Source organism: Corynebacterium sp. H128 (assembly GCF_037482625.1).
Lineage (GTDB): Bacteria > Actinomycetota > Actinomycetes > Mycobacteriales > Mycobacteriaceae > Corynebacterium.
In genome coordinates this window covers 1-16,233 of record NZ_JBBHKW010000010.1, presented here as the reverse complement: position 1 = coordinate 16,233, position 16,233 = coordinate 1, and the positions used below count along the sequence as shown (strand labels likewise).

The window sequence follows — 16,233 nt, the reverse complement described above, 5'->3', positions numbered from 1 at the left end:
TTCAGCGCGAGCATCCCCAACCTTTGTATTCGACAATCTTTAAGCAGCTGACTTCTCCGTCTTAAATAGTGATGATGGGGAAGCGATGGGCGTGAAATGTTGGTCTACGATCCAGCAATAGGTTGGGGCACCTAGCCCAGAGAGTTCGTGGATGGAATACGTGCCGGCATCGGGAAGGATTGCACGCAGCCAGGCTTCTGCTTCGCCGTGTTCTAGTACCCGTCCATCAGTGGCAGTGAGGCGCAGCATCAGCATGTAGGCGGGAGTCCGTGATTCGCCGTAGCCACGGATTCGGGCGCGGGCTAGGTGTCCGACGCGGCGCCGGGTGATGGTGACATTGATAGGGGAGAGTCCGAACTGGGGAGGCATGCGAAGTGTTGGGGGTCGCCAAGCAGCGGTCTCGCGGGCGAGCGAACGGGGATGTTTGATAGTCATCTCGATGAGGTCAAGGCTATCTGCGCATCGGGACCGAATGGTGCTGGTAGCTGCGGCGATGTCGATGGGCAAGTGGGTTGTGTTGTTTAGACTTTTCATGGCTCTGACTCTAGAGGTGGAGGCGGACATGTTATCCACCAGTATAGAACAGGCGTTCGAAATGTGCTCAGTCGGAGGGGAAGGGCTAGCCTATAGGGTGCAATGTCAACAAAAAGCACAGATAAAATCCCCTATGAGATCTGGGTCCTGGTCAGCGGTGCCTTCGTCATCGCTCTTGGCTTCGGCATAATCGCGCCGATCTTGCCCCAATTTGCCCGTAGCTTTGATGTTTCCGCCGCTGCCGCCAGCGCAGTCGTTTCGGTGTTCGCGCTTTCGCGGCTGCTCTTTGCGCCGTCCTCAGGCAGGGCCGTCGATAAGCTCGGTAGCCGGCGGGTCTACATGCTGGGGCTAGTGATTGTGGCGGTGACCAGCGGCAGCATCGCTTTTACGCAGGAGTTTTGGCACATCATTGTGCTGCGGCTGCTCGGCGGGGTTGGTTCTACGATGTTCACCGTGTCCGCGATGGGCTTTATTGTGCAGCATTCTCCGCCAAACATTCGCGGCAAGGCGTCTTCGGCTTATGCTTCGGCGTTCCTGATCGGTAATGTGCTCGGTCCGGTGCTGGGAGCGCTGGTGGAGCCACTGGGTATGCGCGTCCCATTTCTGATTTACGGAGTGGCGCTGCTGGTGGTCACCGGATTCGTCGGCACGATGCTGCGCCCGAAGCCAGACGCGGTGGAAACCGTCAAGGTGACGATCCCTGCGATGCAGGTCAACGAGGTGATCAGCAATCCGTCCTACCAGGCAGTTTTGCTATCGGGCTTTGCTAACGGCTGGGTCAACTTTGGCGTCCGCGTGGCGATCCTCCCACTCTTTGCCGCCTCGATCTTCCACAAAGGCGGCGCGATCGCGGGTCTCGCGATGGCCGCGTTCGCCCTCGGCAGCGCAATCTCCATCCAATTCTCCGGACGCCTAGCCGACAGCAACGGCCGCAAACCGTTGATCGTCGCCGGGCTGTTGGTGAACCTGGTGTTCACCGGCGTGCTGGGCTTTGCGACGACCTCAGCCATGGTCATCGGTTTCAGTTTCCTCGCCGGCATCGGAGGTGGACTACTCAACCCGGCGCAGCAGGCAACCCTCGCCGACCTGATCGGCAACGAACGCTCCGGTGGCAAAGTCCTTGCAAACTTCCAGATGGCGCAAGACTTCGGCGCCATCACCGGCCCGATCCTGGTGGGCATGCTTGCCGACGTCTATGGCTACTCTACGGCGTTCCTGGCTTGCTCCGGGGTCGCATTGATCTCCGCACTGGTGTGGATCTTCCATGGGAAAGAGACGTTGGGGAATGCCGGAAAGGTTACGCGGGTTGCGGGGTAGTGATGGCCTCAAAATGATCCGTCAAATTGATGGGATCTTAACTCTTGACAGGGAATATCCAGTTAGCTATTGTCTAGATATCCGATATGTAGCTAATCTGTAGAGGTGAGAGTGTGTCGGAAACAAAGCACGAGCGGTTCAAGAGGCTGGGAAAAAGTCGCGGAGAGCGAATGCTTCGCGAAATTAGGCTTCTAGGCAACCTATCGAACACTAAGAACTATGACTTCGAACCGGAGGATGTGAAGAACTTGTTTGAACCATTGGAACGTGAGCTTCGTGAAGTAAAAGCAATGTTCGACCCACAGATTCCTTCAGAGAGGAGAGTTGATTTCGATGGGTAGCAATTTTGGATTCCATTTCGAACGGTCGAGCCGAGGACGCACTCACGGGGACAAATCTGCTGAAGAAGAGCACTTCAAAGGAATGAAGCTCGCTGAAGCTCTCGCACGCGAGCTTGGCCAGAATTCAATTGATGCTCGGGCGAATGACGAAAATGCGGTTCGCTTGGTCCTCGAGCTCGCGAAAATGAACACCAGCAGTATTCCTGATTTTGAGAACTTGAAAAATCACATCAAGTGGGCTGATAAAGCAACTCGAAGCAAAGATGGAAAGCAAACACGGCTTCAACGGGCTGGGCAAGAAGTGGAAAAGCCGACAGTACCTGTTCTGCGAATCAGCGACTACGGCACGGTTGGTCTCAAAGGTAGCGAGAGTAATGATGACCAGGAGAGTCCACTTTTCGCCCTGACCAGAGGCGCAGGCATCAGTGTCAAGCGTGATGGAGGTGGAGGCAGCTTCGGTATTGGCTCGGCTGTTGGGCCTTTGGCTTCCACACTTCATACGGTTCTGTGGACTTCTTTGGCAGAGGAGGCTAAGGATGTTGTATTCGCTGGTTACAGCCAGTTGGCAACTCATGCTGATGAGAACAAAAATCGGTACGAAGCAGCTGGTCTATTCATGGATTTAGATCTAGATGACGACGTTCGTTATCTAAGAAATCCAGCCCCAGTGGGACCGTTTGCAATGCGTACTAGCCCGGGAACAGATACCTACATTCTTGGATATGAAGCGGCAGAGGAGGATCCAGAGTTGCTTCAAATCAGAGATGCATTTTGCAAGAACTTTTTCGCTGCAATTTTCCAAGGGAATTTGATTGTCGAGGGACGCTCACCGAACGGAACTTGGAAGTTGAGCGGCGAAACCTTGGAGGAACACGTTCGTCACTTAGACGAAGTTCGTCCGTTTGTCGAGGCATTGCAAGATGAGTCGCCCACAATCAGAGAAATCCCGTACCTCGGAGAAGTTAAGCTGCTCGTTCGGTTTGACGACCAATTGCCAAAGAAGCTGCACACCGTTGCAATGCGAAGTCCTCTGATGAGAATCAAAGAATACTCTTCTACTGCAATTCAAGCAAAGTATGCAGCCGTCTTTATTTGCGAAAACCCAGTGGGCAATGAGTTGCTTCGTAGCTTGGAAGCGCCGAGCCATGACAATTGGCAAACCGATCGAACTTCCGGTGGTGAAAAAGTTCATAAGGCGATCCGGAAGTTCATACTGGACAGCTTGCGTGCTCGAATCAAAACCGAAGTTGGAAAGGAGATTAAAATTGAAGGTCTTGAGAAGTACCTTCCAGTAATGAATTTTGCCCGCACTTCGGAGTCTCTTCAGGTTAAGGGCGGTACGCCATCAATTGGTGAACCTGATAAGCAGGAGTCTGCTCGTGTCTCTGGGCATCGCAAACAAGAAGCACCTGAGACAAATTCACCCGTCAGACGCGCCGCCAAAGTTCATGAATTGGCATATTCCCCCGGAGACAATGAAATAGATCAAGGTAAGAAATCCGGAGGTGAAGGCAATCGGAAGCAAAAGGGGGGAGATCTGCCTGGAGCTGGCGCTGCCGGAGAAGGAAATGGCCGAATTGATGGTGGAAGGCTTTCGATTCGATCCTGGGCGGATGCTGCAACCAAGGAAACCGTGTTTAAAATTCACTCGAAGGAGGAAATTCGAGGCGACTTGGCGCTTGTAGCGATTGGAAGCGATGGACGACCCGATAATTCATATAATTTGCCAATCGAATATGTCAATCTAGAAACTTCGACTGGGATTTCCGAAATTCAAATTGCTGGAAATGTGCTGAAGGACATTAGGTTGAGAGGCCCAAAGCATGCCACTGAGCTTCGGATCAAGTTCAGAAATGATCGTCGCTTCAGACTGGAGGTTCAGTGATGTCAAACTCTAACGGTTCTTATCCGCACCCTGTTCTTGGCAATTTGGACGACGTGAATTCGACGTTTCGTGTATTCAACGTGGTGATTTCTTGTGACACCGACTTTGTGGAGTTGCAGTTTGAGCTTCAAACGGATGACCCAGATGTCCTGGAGCGAATGGACAAAGAACTAGCTATCGTGGCAGTCAAGGTGAGCTGTGCGACAACCTTTTACAATCAGACCTTGTTGCTGCAGCCTAAGAGCAGAAAGACGAACGGTGGCAAGTACGAGATTTCGTTTGACCAACGTGATTTGCGTGGAAATGTCGATGCTCAGTTCTTGCTTCTGTCAACAGTGCCAGAAGACTTCTTCAAATGGCAGAGGCAGCATAGTGAGTACGGCGATGCAACCTTTTCACTAAAGCGTGGCGATGTGCTTGCAGACGGAGGAATGATTAGATTCGATGCAGCAAAGAGCTACGATCCTCTTGATCCGCCACTAGGTTCATGTTTTCGTCTGGTGCCTGATGACCGCTTGAAGAAGCGCATGGAAATTAGTTTTTCAAACGAAGAACAGATCACCCTACTTATTCCAACTGAAACTGCGGATTTTCTTTCGGCACATCCCGATATGCCGGAATTTGCTATCAATTGTGTGATACTACCTGCCCTAATTGGCACCATCGATAAGATTGCAATGAGCGAAAAAATGCCGGATTTCGTAGATGAGCAGGACTTTATTTGGTATCGGACCATCAAGCAAATGCTCGATTCACGTTCGCTGAACTACGAGGAATCATTTAAGGCAGCTCAGGAAATTCTCCAATTCCCAATTGTTGGTTTCATGGCAAAACTGGAAGGTATGACGGATGATGGTGAGTAACGAAGTTGAAAGTATTTTTACTGAAGACGCGGTCGTTCTTCTGGCAATCAAACTGGACCGAGTTGACTGCGCAGACGAGTTCTTCGCTTACGTGGATGATCTAGCAAGAGATCCGAAATACCTATTGCGTTTGCCACAGCCTATCAGTTTTGGAGAAGACCTACGTCCAAATAGCAAATTCGATTCTGAATCTGCGATCTCTCTTTTCGAGGCCGTTGGGGACCTAGACCGTGCAAACGCTTCCGACATTCGTTTGTGGACGTATCTTGCTTTGGTTCCTTTTAGAAGCTACATGTGGCAGCGTTGGCCATTAGGTGAAAAAGAAAACTTCAAGAAAACAATTGAAAACCGTTGGATGCTGACCAACAGTTCGAGAAGGAAGTTGATTCGGCACGGGATAGCACGTCTTTGGTGGGTGGCATACCTGACCTTCGATCCGAAAAAGGAATACTCCCTCTCTGCCAAGAACTCAGACGAGTTTGCATTTACCAAGTGGGTTCTTGAAAAACAAGACCGCGTTCAAAACATTCTTGAAAACGAAATCGGTTCATCTGAGGTAGTGCGGTGGGCCATCTGTGAGGTTGCGGCGGAATATGAAGGCACCAAAAATAAGGAGATTATCAAGAGCATCGCACGAGAAACGAATGCAATTGCAGGCTATCAGAATCTAGATACATTTGAGCCGGCTGAACTGAGACACATACTCAGATCGTCAGTTGTTCATCTGATGGAGCAGGATTAATCACAGGTTTGTACGTGACAACAAAATGCCAGGTACAAACCTTTTTCGCCCATCTGGAGTGTCCAAATGCTATGACGACATCGGTGAATCCACTTGAAGTCTCATCAAAGAACAGAACGATAATGTACTTTGTTCTCGGGGAACTTAATATTCGGAACCCAAACTGGATCTGAACTCCACCCCAACGGTCCCTCGATTCGGTACAAGATCAGAATTACGTGTTGCTTAACCTCATCAGCGATCTTACGGTCGTTAGGTGAAAGCAGTGTTCCCTTCCCTTGACTGACTTGCCGGCCAGTTCTGATCAAGAGCTCACCTAGGTTGCGTGGGTCCTTGTTGTGCAAATCGTTGAGTATTGACTGATATCCTTGAATTGGGAAATCTTCAGAATCAGTTTCGAAATAGTCAAGAATTGTGGAAAGTGCCTTGAGCGAAACCATGAACGATTCTTGATCGTTCTTGAACTTCCTCAACAGTGCATCCAAATGTCGGAAGTCTTTGATCCTTGGATCCGAAGCGAAGTAATTTACGCCACCTACAATTTTGCGAGTAGCCGAATTAAACACTACAGAGGTTCGAGTTGGATTGATAGATTTGTCAAGAATAACCCCAATTTCGTCGATATTGGAATTCTTAGAAATTTGGCGCTTAATTGCCTCATTTCCTTCGTTCACCTCGCGGAATGCTTTGAAAATTGGTCCAGGCAATGAGATGTTCAAGAGTTCGGCCCTGCGATCGTAACCAAACATGCGTGCATGCTGCCAAAGGGTATCCGCGTTAGGTGATTTAGTTGGTCGTGAGTATAAGACTGTCTGAAGTGCAGGTATAGTGAGTCCCCGGCCGAGGGAGTCTCCTCCAATTATTATGTTGATGCCTCGCTCGATTGTATTGTCATCGTCTGAGATTTCTGACTCGGAGTTTACTGTAAGAACTTTAACCATTCCATCATTGAAATTGTCTTGAACTGCGCGAACGACGTCAGACGAACTGTGCTTGGAATGATCGTAAAGTGGATAGCGAGTGTCCAGGCACTCCTTCACCGAGTTGAGAAACGATTCTGTAAAACATTCCTGCTTGTAACTGTCTATAAGCTTATTAGCCATCTTTGCCGCCTCACTATGCTGAGTTTTGAAACGACTTTGGTGGATGAGCATATTGCAACATTCGAGACCGTCAAGTCTTGAAATGCCTGAGGTTACGAGATGGCAAAATATCTGTGATGAAAATTCGCGTTGCTCGGATTCCTCGGACGGCGGATATACTTTCACATATTTTTCGTAGTCTGTGCCAAAAAGTAGATTACCGCCAATGTAGCTCGGACCAGGGTCGAATGAAAATACATAGTCGGGTCGCCAACCATGAAGTTGGGACTGCAAGATGATCGCTTGGGGAGTCCCGGTTACTTGGAGGTAGACACAAGCAGTGGATAGCCTCCGAATTTCAGTTAACAGCTCGTTAATCGCTGTCACCTCACCTGAATTGACCTTATTATTGAGGCTTGCAGCATCGGCTTCATCATCGACGATAAATAGTGGCATGCCATGGAGAATTCCGGTTGCTTGAAATCTGCGTTTCCAACTTGTCAGTACAGATTTGTTCTTATTGAGCACAATAATCATCGGCTTACGATCACTTTTACGCTTTAGATTATTGTTGAAGCGACGATCATCGTCAGAGCGCAAGACCGAAACATAAGGGAAAGTGTCGTCAATGCGATCGAACGATTGATCTACCAATCGAGTGTTGTCTGAAGTTAAGAACATAATTACTTCAAACCCAGCTTCGATGGCTTTGCCAATAACGCCCATCACATGGGATGTTTTTCCGCTTTGTACATCTCCGTACATCAAGCACTGCTTGGATGAAAAAAAGTCAAAACCATCCAGAACATTTTGACTGAAGTCTTCAGCTGTTTTCTCTACAGCTTGTCGATACTTCAGATCAGAAAACCTCTCGAGGTATGCCTGGTAATGAGCGTTTAATTCGAGCATTCCTAATTCCTAAAATCGAGGATCCAGCGGCCTGTCTCTTCATAATACGATAAGTTAACTGTCGAACGTCCGTATTTCTCCAGATGTTCTTTGGTGACGGGTTCGCCCACCTTCAGAACTCCTTGCGCTTCGAGTCTTCCTTTAAGGAAAGTACCGAGAATCGACAGTGATTCTGACGACCGAAAATTCTTGTTTCCATTTTGGCCATTCACATTGCATTCGAATGAATAGCCGTCGTCAGTCACAACTTCAAAGCGAGCCTTGTTCTGGGGGTAGCCTTCTTGTCGAGTAATTTCAACGCCGGGGATTAACTCGACTTCGTACCAAGGGCGACGTAAAATTTTGCCGGTTGGCTTGTGTTCACGTCCCTTGCCGAAAAAGCAGTTAAGATTGCTGGATGGCGTGTCTTTTAAAGGGATTTCGTATGAGAACTTCGGTTGATACTTGGTAAGCTCCTTAGGTTCTCCTTCTGGAATTTTCTCGACTAACCGGTCTCGCACCAAATTCTCCAATGGAGTGGTCTCGGTGCAAGTAGCCTGGATTTCGAGAGTATCGAATTCAGTTCCCAGTGGAAAGACGTGTGATTTCAAATATTCGCCAATATCGTAGGCTTCAGATGTTATGACAACGCCAGCCTCAAATGTGGATCGATACGCATCCTGAATCGCAGCTAAATTTGCACTCCCGATATATGCAGATTCTGAGGTATCTTCCTCGGTAAAGTGGTAAACTTTTCCGTGGTATTTGACTCGTGTTGAAACTAGGAGAGAGCTTTCCATTCGACCCTGGAGTTGTTCATTCAGCTTTTCGAGTGCATCAATTTGTGGTTGGGTAAATCCTTCCAAGTATTGCATTCCAACAAGCATCCGGAGCTCGGTTTTGGGGTAGTCATGCAGAAATCCTGAAATGTCAGCTAAGGCTCCTGGGTTGATATATCCAACAGCGATGTCTATTCGTTTGGCTGCAGCAGCCATGTCCCAGAAGTATTTGCAAAATTCAAGTTCTCTGAATTTTGGATTTGCAGATGTAAACGATAGTCGTAAACTGCACATCTAATTGACTTCTTCTTCTGAGAGTCGGAGCCTTTCAGCGATTGACAGTGATTCCAAATGAGTCTTCTCTTTTGAAAGATCAACTGGTTCGTAATCGCCTTTGAAGAGCGTGTGAATTCGCTTGGCCAAAGGTCGAACGCCTTCTGGCGGAACCGCATTGCCGATTTGGCGTCGTACTTCGGTTGTGGAACCTAGGAACTCGAACCAGTCCGGGAAGGATTGTAGTCGTGCCCTTTCGCGGTTTGTGAGTGCTCGTGGCTCGGGATAGTGGTATCCCCATGTTCCCCCTCCGCCTGCAGCGATAATCGTTTTTGCTGGTTCGTTTCGGTGGATTCTTCTGTAGACGTGGCTGATCATTCCTTTTACATAGAACTCATGGTCTTTCGGAATGTCCGTGAAGTTTCCCCCCTCTGGGATCATTTCGATGATCTTTCGAGTTCGAGGCATTTGTCGCATGAGTTCGTTGTTGAACTTGGCTGACTCGACTCCTTCGAGTGCTTTTCCGGCGGTCAGGTATGGCTGATCGCCGCGTGGGCCATGAGTGGGCTTTGGGTGCTTGAAATTGAAGCCTGTATCGAGTCGAATGCCTACGATCAATACACGTTCGCGAAATTGGGGTACACCGTATTCAGCGAAATTGTATAGGCGAGGTTTTACGATGTATCCGGGTTCTAGTGACTCCAGATCTTCTACGATAGTTTTGATTGCCATCTTCTTGTTGGCGGTCAGAAGCCCCTTTACGTTTTCCGCAACGAAGACTTTTGGCTGCTTGGCTGCGACGAAGTCGCGAAAATTCTTGTAGAGTCCTCCACGTTCACCATCAAGTCCCGGACGTTTCCAGATAACCGAGAAGTCTTGGCAGGGAAATCCGCCTGTCACCACATCTGCATCTGGAATGCTTTTGTCGTTGAACGGGTCGATTTTAGTAATGTCGCCATGGACAATGTGGTCGCCAATATTGTGGCGATATGTGTCGCAGGCAAATTCAGAGAAGTCGTTTGCCCATACGGTCCGGAAGTTTTCCAGTTCGAAGCCGAGGTCTAGTCCTCCGCATCCAGCGAAAGTTGAAACTACTCGAGGTTTTGCGTTCACGATATTTCCTTTAGCCTCTGGGATCGAAATTCACTACAAATGCACTATGCATCATAGGGAGGACATTCCCCTTTTGAATTGGAACAAACGTGCTATTGTCGTACGTTTCCTAGGGACACCCTACCCCCATCGGCGTCTCGTGGTCCAAGCGTCGCGTCGTTTCTTGGAAGTTGGCTAGAGATTGGCTTTGGAATGCGCTAGCCTACTTAAACTTTCCAAGCATTAACGCCCTCGATAAGCGCAGGTTCAGCTGGTCATGTGCAGTACGTTGTCGTCCGACCGTCTGGCCTCGACGCGGGAGACCTCTCGAGTGGCAGTCTCCACGGGGGAGATGACGATCTTTAGTCTGCCGGCATAGAGCAGCCCGAGCACATTCGATCTTGAGAGTGTTTGCACATTGCGAACGTCGTGACTTTGAGTACTAGGTTCTGGCCGTCTGATCGTCGGATACCGCCAAAACCATGAACTTGCTACCGATAGTTTCCACTGCCATTCCCGCCGGTGCCAGCACGCACAGCGTGTTGTAGGGGGTGCGCCTTGCCGTGGGTATTCCAATCGGCGGCGTTGTAGCCTCTCTGTCTGCCATCTGGTTCCAAGACCTCATTGGCTGGCGTGGCCTGTTCCTTATTGGCGCAAGCCCGATCCTGTTTTTGTTCCCGATGGCTCTAGTAATGCTTCCGGAATCTCCGCGTTGGCTCACGGCCATGGGGCGCCGCGATGAAGCCAACGCGATCTGCGAAAAGTTCGACTTTCCTAAATCCCAATTCGTTGCGGAAAAGGTGGTCCTTGAGGAAACTCACTCAGGTGAAGTGGTGAAGAAGGAAAAGATTGGCTTCGGGGCGATCTTCTCTGGCAAGTATTTAGTTCCCACTGTCTTGATCGGCATCATGAGTTTCATGGCCATCATGGCTACATACGGCCTCAATACTTGGCTGCCGCAAATCATGAAGGCCAATGGTATGTCCGCTAGCGGTTCCCTCTATACCTTGGTTGCGCTGAATTTTGGTGCTGCTGTTGGCGCACTCGCAACCTCGAAAGTCGCTGACATGATTGGGCCGAAGCCGGTCATCGTCTTCACCTTCGCCACCGCCGCGCTCTGTATGTTTGCCATGCCATATCTGACGGTGCCGGCTGTAATGTATTCTGCAGTCGCGCTCACCGGAATGGGCTGTACCGGCACCCAAATTTTGATCTACGGCATGACCTCGAATTATTACCCCACCCAGGCTCGCCAAGCTTCCATGTCTTGGTCCTCTGGATTTGGTCGACTTGGTGGCATCGCAGGCCCAGCTCTGGGCGGGATTCTCATCACGATGGGGCTCGGCGCGTCAGATGCCTTCATGGTGTTTGCTGTGGCAACCGTCATCGGCGCTATCTGTACCCTGATGTTCCCAGCACGGCGCAAGACTTAGCCGGCGTCGAAAAGCTCCCGCTTAGAGGAGTTTTCAAGCGGTGGCTTCAAGTGAAAAATTAGCACCCAGGACCAGGAGGACTTGTTCCTGCGGTCGTGGGTGCTTGTTCAAGCTAGGGGAGGGCTGGCTATTCAGCCGGGGCGCTCTGGCTCTTGGAAGCCCCGGTGGCAAAGTACAGCCCCGTCATAACCAGAGTGAATGCCACGCCCACGATGAGTGCGGAATGGAAATCTGGCTGCCAGGCCATGATGCCGAAGGTGAAGATAATGAATGCGATGGCGAAGTACTGGCCGTATGGCCACAGTGGAACTGGGAACTTCAGCGCAGCTTGCTCGGTGGCAGACATGTGGCGTCGAGAAGCAACCTGCGCCAGCAGGATCATCAGCCATACAAAGACGGTGGCAAAGGTGGCCAGGGCGGCGACCGTCTCGAAGACCGATTCCGGCAAGAAGTAGTTCAGCGCCACACCGATGACGAGGACGATGAGCAGGGCAATGGTGGTCATGACGGGCACGCCACGCTTGGTCGTCGCCATGAACTTCGGGGCGTGGTTGGTGCGTGCCATGCCGGTGATCACGCGGCCGGCACCGAAGAGATCCGAGTTGATGGCGGAAAGCGCGGCAGAGATGACCACCACGTTGAGCAGTGCAGCGGCCCAGTTAACGCCCAATGCGGTGAAAATCTGGACGAAGGGGGACTCGTCGCCAGTGATGGTGCGCCACGGGTTGATCGCCACGATCACGAAGATCGCCAAAACGTAGAACAGCAGGATGCGGACCGGGACGGTGTTGACGGCCTCCGGGATGGACTTCTCCGGCTTCTCCGCCTCAGAAGCGGTCACACCGATAATCTCTGTGCCGCCGAACGCAAAGAGGACCAGGATGAAGGCCGAAATCATGCCACCGAAACCATGTGGCATAAAGCCGCCGTCATTCCACAGATTGTCCACCCCCACATGCTGGGAACCGCTGCCCAGGCCGAAGATGAGGATTGCGGCGCCACCGATGATCATGGCCACTACGGCGGTTACCTTGATGATCGTCATGCCGAATTCAAGCTCGCCAAACCAGCGAGCGCTAGCAAGGTTCGCGGCACCCACGATCAGCAAAGTCACCGCCACCCAAATCCACTGCGGTGAATCCGGGAACCAGAACTTCATATACACCGCGATGGCGGTAAGGTCCGCTAGACAGACGATGACCATCTCGAAGGCGTACATCCAGCCAGTAATATAGCCAGACCAACCACCAAGGTAGCGGCGTGCATAATCAGCAAAGGAGCCGGTAACCGGGAGGTGGACTGCCATCTCGCCCAAGGCGCGCAGCATGAAATAGACCACCGCGCCGCCGAGGAGATATACCAACAACACTGACGGACCGGCGGCCTGAATAGCGCCAGCCGAGCCGTAGAACAGGCCAGTGCCGATGGCCGAGCCCAACGCAATGAAATGAATGTGTCGCGCTTTGAGTCCAGCTCCGCGTGGGAGTGGTGCAGGGGCTGTGGCCTGTGTAGACATATCTGCCTTCTAGGTATTTGAGAGGGGTGAGATCAGCCCAAATCCTACATGTTATTCAGTGGATTGAAAAAATACATTCAGGGTGCGGGGGCGTAGGTGGCGTAGTTTTCATCCTGCTTGGTCACCACAATGACTCGGTGTGGGCGAGCGCTAGGCATGTGGGCGTCGGCAAGCGCACTGCACTCGGCGTAGAGCCGCGGCGCCTCAGAAGCGGGGGAGGGATGCGTGCATCGAACGACCACACGGTAGTGATGGTCATTATCGATGTAGGCGTAGGAGCCATCGGGGAGCGCGTCGTCGATCGCTTGCGCCGCCGCTGCCACCTCCCGGGCCGGGTCCAACGCGGGGTCCTCCATCTCGTAAGGGATGAGAGAAAACGCCAGTATCGGCGCGAAAAAGAAGATCGGTGCCAGCCACTTACGCATGCGAGCACGCCTTTGGGTTGAGCTGAATCGCAATGTCATGCTGCTCCGCCAGCCCAGCCAGGTGCGAGCGGAACGCCGGATCAACCTCTGCAGGTGGGCAGACGAAAACTTCCTCGTAATACATCGGGATGTAGATCGACTCCGCCGGAGGAATTTCAGCAAGCACAGGGGCAAGCTGCTCCCAGCGCTGCCGGTCAATGCCCACGATGGTCATGCGCTGCGAATCCACTATTGAGGTGGTGTGAACCACGGTGTTCGGGCCAATCTTCGGGAGCACTGACTCCAGCTCGTCCCAGTGCGCTGGCAGCGCTGCCGCGGTGGTAGGGGATAGCGACATATCAAAAGTGGTGGTGCCGCCGAAATGCCAGGCATCCTCTAGCACCCACGGTTCCGGGGTGTTGTGCACAAACCCTTTAGCAAACTCGACGACCTCGTGTTGCTCGGCAAGATCGCTATAAGCCCTGTCAATACTCGATTGGTAGGAGCGGTAAAAATTAATCACTAAGCCGATCGCCGTGCCTGCCAAGAGAGATACAAACAGCACCACGACAGTTAGCGTAGCGCTGGCGGTGCCGCGTGCAGGCATCCTGACCTCCTCATTGAGCAGTGCTTGCGCAGTATTCTAGCGGGGGTCGGGATGCTGCGCAGCCCACTTGTAGCCACCACTTTTTCAGTCGCAAGAAGCGAGGTTGCACTGCGACGGAGCATGCGCTGCAGCGTTGGCTTCGCAAAAATGCTGCAGATAGCGTACCGTGGGGAGACAATGAGTAACATCGAGAACGTTGCCAGCGGCGAACAAGAGCTGGAAAATATTACAACGTCGGAATCTCAGGATAATTCGCAGGATGTCGTAGCCGATCAGGCTGCAGAAGACATCAGGGATGCGAACACTTCTGAGGACGACTCCACGCAAGGGTTTGAAAACCTAGGACTGCCTGCAGAAGTGCTGAAGGCAATCGCCAAGGTCGGATACGAAACCCCGTCCCCAATTCAGTCAGAGACAATCCCTGTCCTCATGGAAGGCCGCGACGTCGTCGGACTGGCCCAGACAGGTACCGGTAAAACCGCAGCCTTCGCGCTGCCTGTGCTTTCCCGTATTGATAAGTCTGTCCGTGCGCCACAAGCGCTGGTACTGGCGCCAACTCGCGAGCTGGCACTGCAGGTTGCAGATGCCTTCCAGGAGTTTGCTGATCACCTCGGTGGCATCAACGTGCTGCCAATTTACGGTGGCCAGGCTTATGGCATCCAGCTATCCGGTCTGCGCCGCGGTGCACAGATCATCGTGGGCACCCCAGGTCGCGTCATCGACCACCTGAAGAAGGGCACGCTGGACATCTCCGGCCTGCGCTTCCTGGTGCTCGACGAAGCAGACGAGATGCTCAACATGGGCTTCCAAGAAGATGTGGAACGCATCCTCGAAGACACCCCAGAAGAGAAGCAAGTAGCCCTCTTCTCTGCAACGATGCCAAACGGCATCCGCCGCCTGTCCAAGCAGTACCTGAACAACCCTGCAGAGATCACGGTTAAGTCCGAGACTCGCACCAACACGAACATCACGCAGCGATTCCTCAACGTCTCGCACCGCAACAAGCTCGACGCGCTGACCCGCATCCTCGAGGTCACCGAGTTTGAAGCCATGATCATGTTCGTGCGCACCAAGCATGAAACCGAAGAAGTAGCCGAAAAGCTGCGCGCCCGTGGCTTCTCCGCTGCCGCCATCAACGGCGACATCGCACAGGCACAGCGCGAGCGCACCGTGGATCAGCTCAAGGACGGTCGCCTGGACATCCTCGTGGCTACCGACGTCGCTGCCCGTGGCCTCGACGTTGAACGCATCACGCACGTGTTCAACTTCGACATCCCGCACGACACCGAGTCCTACGTGCACCGCATCGGCCGCACCGGCCGTGCAGGCCGCTCCGGCGAGGCGATCCTGTTTGTGACCCCTCGTGAGCGCCGTATGCTGCGTTCCATCGAGCGGGCCACCAACGCGACCCTCATCGAAATGGAACTGCCGACTGTCGACGAAGTCAATGAATCTCGCAAGGCGAAGTTCGCTGACTCGATCACGGAGTCTTTGGAAGATTCCCAGATCTCGCTGTTCCGCAACCTGGTCAAGGAATACTCCGAGGAACACGACGTGCCTCTCGAGGACATCGCCGCAGCGCTGGCTACTCAAGCACAAGCTGGCGACGACTTCCTGCTCAAAGAACTCCCACCAGAGCGTCGCCGTGAGCGCAACGATCGCCCCGAGCGGGATGACCGCCGTGGACGTGACCGCTTTGATCGTGAAGACCGTGGCCCACGTGGCGGCGGGGATCGTTTCGAGCGTTCCAGCGAGGACATGGAAGTGTACAAGCTGGCCGTCGGTAAGCGCCAGAACGTGCGCCCGGGTGCCATCGTTGGCGCGCTGGCGAACGAGGGCGGCCTGAATTCCAAGGACTTCGGTCGCATCACCATCGCCGTTGACCACACGCTAGTCGAGCTGCCTAAGAACATGCCGACCTCCGTGCTGGAGCGCCTAGCAGACACCCGCATCTCCGGTCAGCTGATCCACATTGAGGCTGCTCCAGGCGCCGATATGGGACCACGCGGTGGCTTCCGTAATCGGGACTCTGACGGTCGTCGCAGCCGCGATGATCGCCGTGGTTACCGTGGTGGCCGGGAAAATCGGGAAGAAAGTGGTGGCCGTGGTGGCTACCGTGGCGGCCGAGATCGTGATGATCGCGGACACCGAGGCAACCGAGATGACCGTAATGATCGCGGTGGCTTCCGCGGTGGACGCGGCGGATTTCGTGGCGATCGCTAAGTAGTTTCGTAGTTTTCTCTAGCGCCGGCTCCCTTTATCGGGGGTCGGTGCTTTTGCGTTGGGGTTGTTGGCGAACCCTTGTTGCCGAACTTTGCAGGTGGTTGGTTTTGGGGGTTGGGGGCATCCTGGGCGGTGTCAAGCTGTGAATGCACCACAAACCAGAAAGGTGGTTCGTGGTGGTTCAACGATCAACACAGAAGATAAGGGACCATGCGGTGGCTTCGGTGCTTGCCGGCCGACGGGTAACTGTGGTC

Annotated in this window: 13 protein-coding genes; 6 read left to right on the top strand and 7 right to left on the bottom strand. The window is 52.7% G+C overall.

Annotated features, from left to right (window positions below; all coding sequences use genetic code 11):
• Positions 1-39: 39 nt before the first annotated feature.
• Positions 40-534 (bottom strand): hypothetical protein, encoded by a 495-nt coding sequence (locus WG915_RS09500; protein WP_339565142.1) that lies wholly within the window; start codon positions 532-534, stop codon positions 40-42.
• 102 nt (positions 535-636) lie between these two features.
• Between WG915_RS09500 and WG915_RS09495 the strand changes: the two genes are divergently transcribed.
• From WG915_RS09495 to WG915_RS09480, 4 genes are all read left to right on the top strand, one after another.
• Positions 637-1,851 carry an MFS transporter gene (locus WG915_RS09495; RefSeq protein ID WP_339565141.1) on the top strand — a complete coding sequence of 405 codons (1,215 nt, stop codon included), beginning with the start codon at positions 637-639 and terminating at the stop codon, positions 1,849-1,851.
• Between the two features lie 333 nt (positions 1,852-2,184).
• Positions 2,185-4,077 carry a hypothetical protein gene (locus tag WG915_RS09490; protein ID WP_339565140.1) on the top strand — a complete coding sequence of 631 codons (1,893 nt, stop codon included), beginning with the start codon at positions 2,185-2,187 and terminating at the stop codon, positions 4,075-4,077.
• Positions 4,077-4,940 (top strand): hypothetical protein, encoded by an 864-nt coding sequence (locus WG915_RS09485; RefSeq protein ID WP_339565139.1) that lies wholly within the window; start codon positions 4,077-4,079, stop codon positions 4,938-4,940. Before WG915_RS09490 ends, WG915_RS09485 begins: the two co-directional genes overlap by 1 nt.
• Positions 4,927-5,682: a DUF6339 family protein gene (locus WG915_RS09480; protein ID WP_339565138.1), complete on the top strand. Its 756-nt coding sequence runs from the start codon at positions 4,927-4,929 to the stop codon at positions 5,680-5,682. Before WG915_RS09485 ends, WG915_RS09480 begins: the two co-directional genes overlap by 14 nt.
• Positions 5,683-5,786: 104 nt before the next feature.
• Here WG915_RS09480 and WG915_RS09475 read toward each other — a convergent pair whose 3' ends face one another.
• From WG915_RS09475 to WG915_RS09465, 3 genes are all read right to left on the bottom strand, one after another.
• Positions 5,787-7,673 carry a Z1 domain-containing protein gene (locus tag WG915_RS09475; RefSeq protein WP_339565137.1) on the bottom strand — a complete coding sequence of 629 codons (1,887 nt, stop codon included), beginning with the start codon at positions 7,671-7,673 and terminating at the stop codon, positions 5,787-5,789.
• A gap of 2 nt (positions 7,674-7,675) precedes the next feature.
• The gene (locus WG915_RS09470; protein ID WP_339565136.1) at positions 7,676-8,647 is read right to left on the bottom strand and encodes a restriction endonuclease PLD domain-containing protein; all 972 of its coding nucleotides are present in this window, start codon (positions 8,645-8,647) and stop codon (positions 7,676-7,678) included.
• A gap of 78 nt (positions 8,648-8,725) precedes the next feature.
• Positions 8,726-9,817 (bottom strand): DNA cytosine methyltransferase, encoded by a 1,092-nt coding sequence (locus WG915_RS09465; RefSeq protein WP_339565135.1) that lies wholly within the window; start codon positions 9,815-9,817, stop codon positions 8,726-8,728.
• A gap of 542 nt (positions 9,818-10,359) precedes the next feature.
• On the opposite strand from WG915_RS09465, the gene WG915_RS09460 reads away from it, so the two are divergent.
• Positions 10,360-11,229 carry an MFS transporter gene (locus WG915_RS09460; protein ID WP_339565134.1) on the top strand — a complete coding sequence of 290 codons (870 nt, stop codon included), beginning with the start codon at positions 10,360-10,362 and terminating at the stop codon, positions 11,227-11,229.
• Positions 11,230-11,356: 127 nt separating this feature from the next.
• Here the strand turns inward: WG915_RS09460 and WG915_RS09455 are convergent, their stop codons facing one another.
• The 3 genes from WG915_RS09455 to WG915_RS09445 form a co-directional block, all read right to left on the bottom strand.
• The gene (locus WG915_RS09455; RefSeq protein ID WP_339565133.1) at positions 11,357-12,745 is read right to left on the bottom strand and encodes an amino acid permease; all 1,389 of its coding nucleotides are present in this window, start codon (positions 12,743-12,745) and stop codon (positions 11,357-11,359) included.
• A gap of 77 nt (positions 12,746-12,822) precedes the next feature.
• Positions 12,823-13,170 (bottom strand): hypothetical protein, encoded by a 348-nt coding sequence (locus WG915_RS09450; RefSeq protein WP_339565132.1) that lies wholly within the window; start codon positions 13,168-13,170, stop codon positions 12,823-12,825.
• Positions 13,163-13,756: a hypothetical protein gene (locus tag WG915_RS09445; protein ID WP_339565131.1), complete on the bottom strand. Its 594-nt coding sequence runs from the start codon at positions 13,754-13,756 to the stop codon at positions 13,163-13,165. The genes WG915_RS09450 and WG915_RS09445 overlap by 8 nt, the downstream gene beginning before the upstream one ends.
• Positions 13,757-13,933: 177 nt before the next feature.
• On the opposite strand from WG915_RS09445, the gene WG915_RS09440 reads away from it, so the two are divergent.
• Positions 13,934-15,979, top strand: a complete 2,046-nt coding sequence (locus tag WG915_RS09440; RefSeq protein WP_339565130.1) for a DEAD/DEAH box helicase — start codon at positions 13,934-13,936, stop codon at positions 15,977-15,979.
• Positions 15,980-16,233 lie beyond the last annotated feature (254 nt).

Bases quoted from the DNA above. Each gene is read 5' to 3' on its own strand.
- WG915_RS09450 (WP_339565132.1), bottom strand. From the start codon at position 13,170: ATGCGTAAGTGGCTGGCACCGATCTTCTTTTTCGCGCCGATACTGGCG.
- WG915_RS09455 (WP_339565133.1), bottom strand. From the start codon at position 12,745: ATGTCTACACAGGCCACAGCCCCTGCACCACTCCCACGCGGAGCTGGA.
- WG915_RS09495 (WP_339565141.1), top strand. From the start codon at position 637: ATGTCAACAAAAAGCACAGATAAAATCCCCTATGAGATCTGGGTCCTG.
- WG915_RS09440 (WP_339565130.1), top strand. From the start codon at position 13,934: ATGAGTAACATCGAGAACGTTGCCAGCGGCGAACAAGAGCTGGAAAAT.
- WG915_RS09475 (WP_339565137.1), bottom strand. From the start codon at position 7,673: ATGCTCGAATTAAACGCTCATTACCAGGCATACCTCGAGAGGTTTTCT.
- WG915_RS09480 (WP_339565138.1), top strand. From the start codon at position 4,927: ATGATGGTGAGTAACGAAGTTGAAAGTATTTTTACTGAAGACGCGGTC.
- WG915_RS09500 (WP_339565142.1), bottom strand. From the start codon at position 534: ATGAAAAGTCTAAACAACACAACCCACTTGCCCATCGACATCGCCGCA.
- WG915_RS09485 (WP_339565139.1), top strand. From the start codon at position 4,077: ATGTCAAACTCTAACGGTTCTTATCCGCACCCTGTTCTTGGCAATTTG.
- WG915_RS09470 (WP_339565136.1), bottom strand. From the start codon at position 8,647: ATGGCTGCTGCAGCCAAACGAATAGACATCGCTGTTGGATATATCAAC.
- WG915_RS09490 (WP_339565140.1), top strand. From the start codon at position 2,185: ATGGGTAGCAATTTTGGATTCCATTTCGAACGGTCGAGCCGAGGACGC.
- WG915_RS09445 (WP_339565131.1), bottom strand. From the start codon at position 13,756: ATGCCTGCACGCGGCACCGCCAGCGCTACGCTAACTGTCGTGGTGCTG.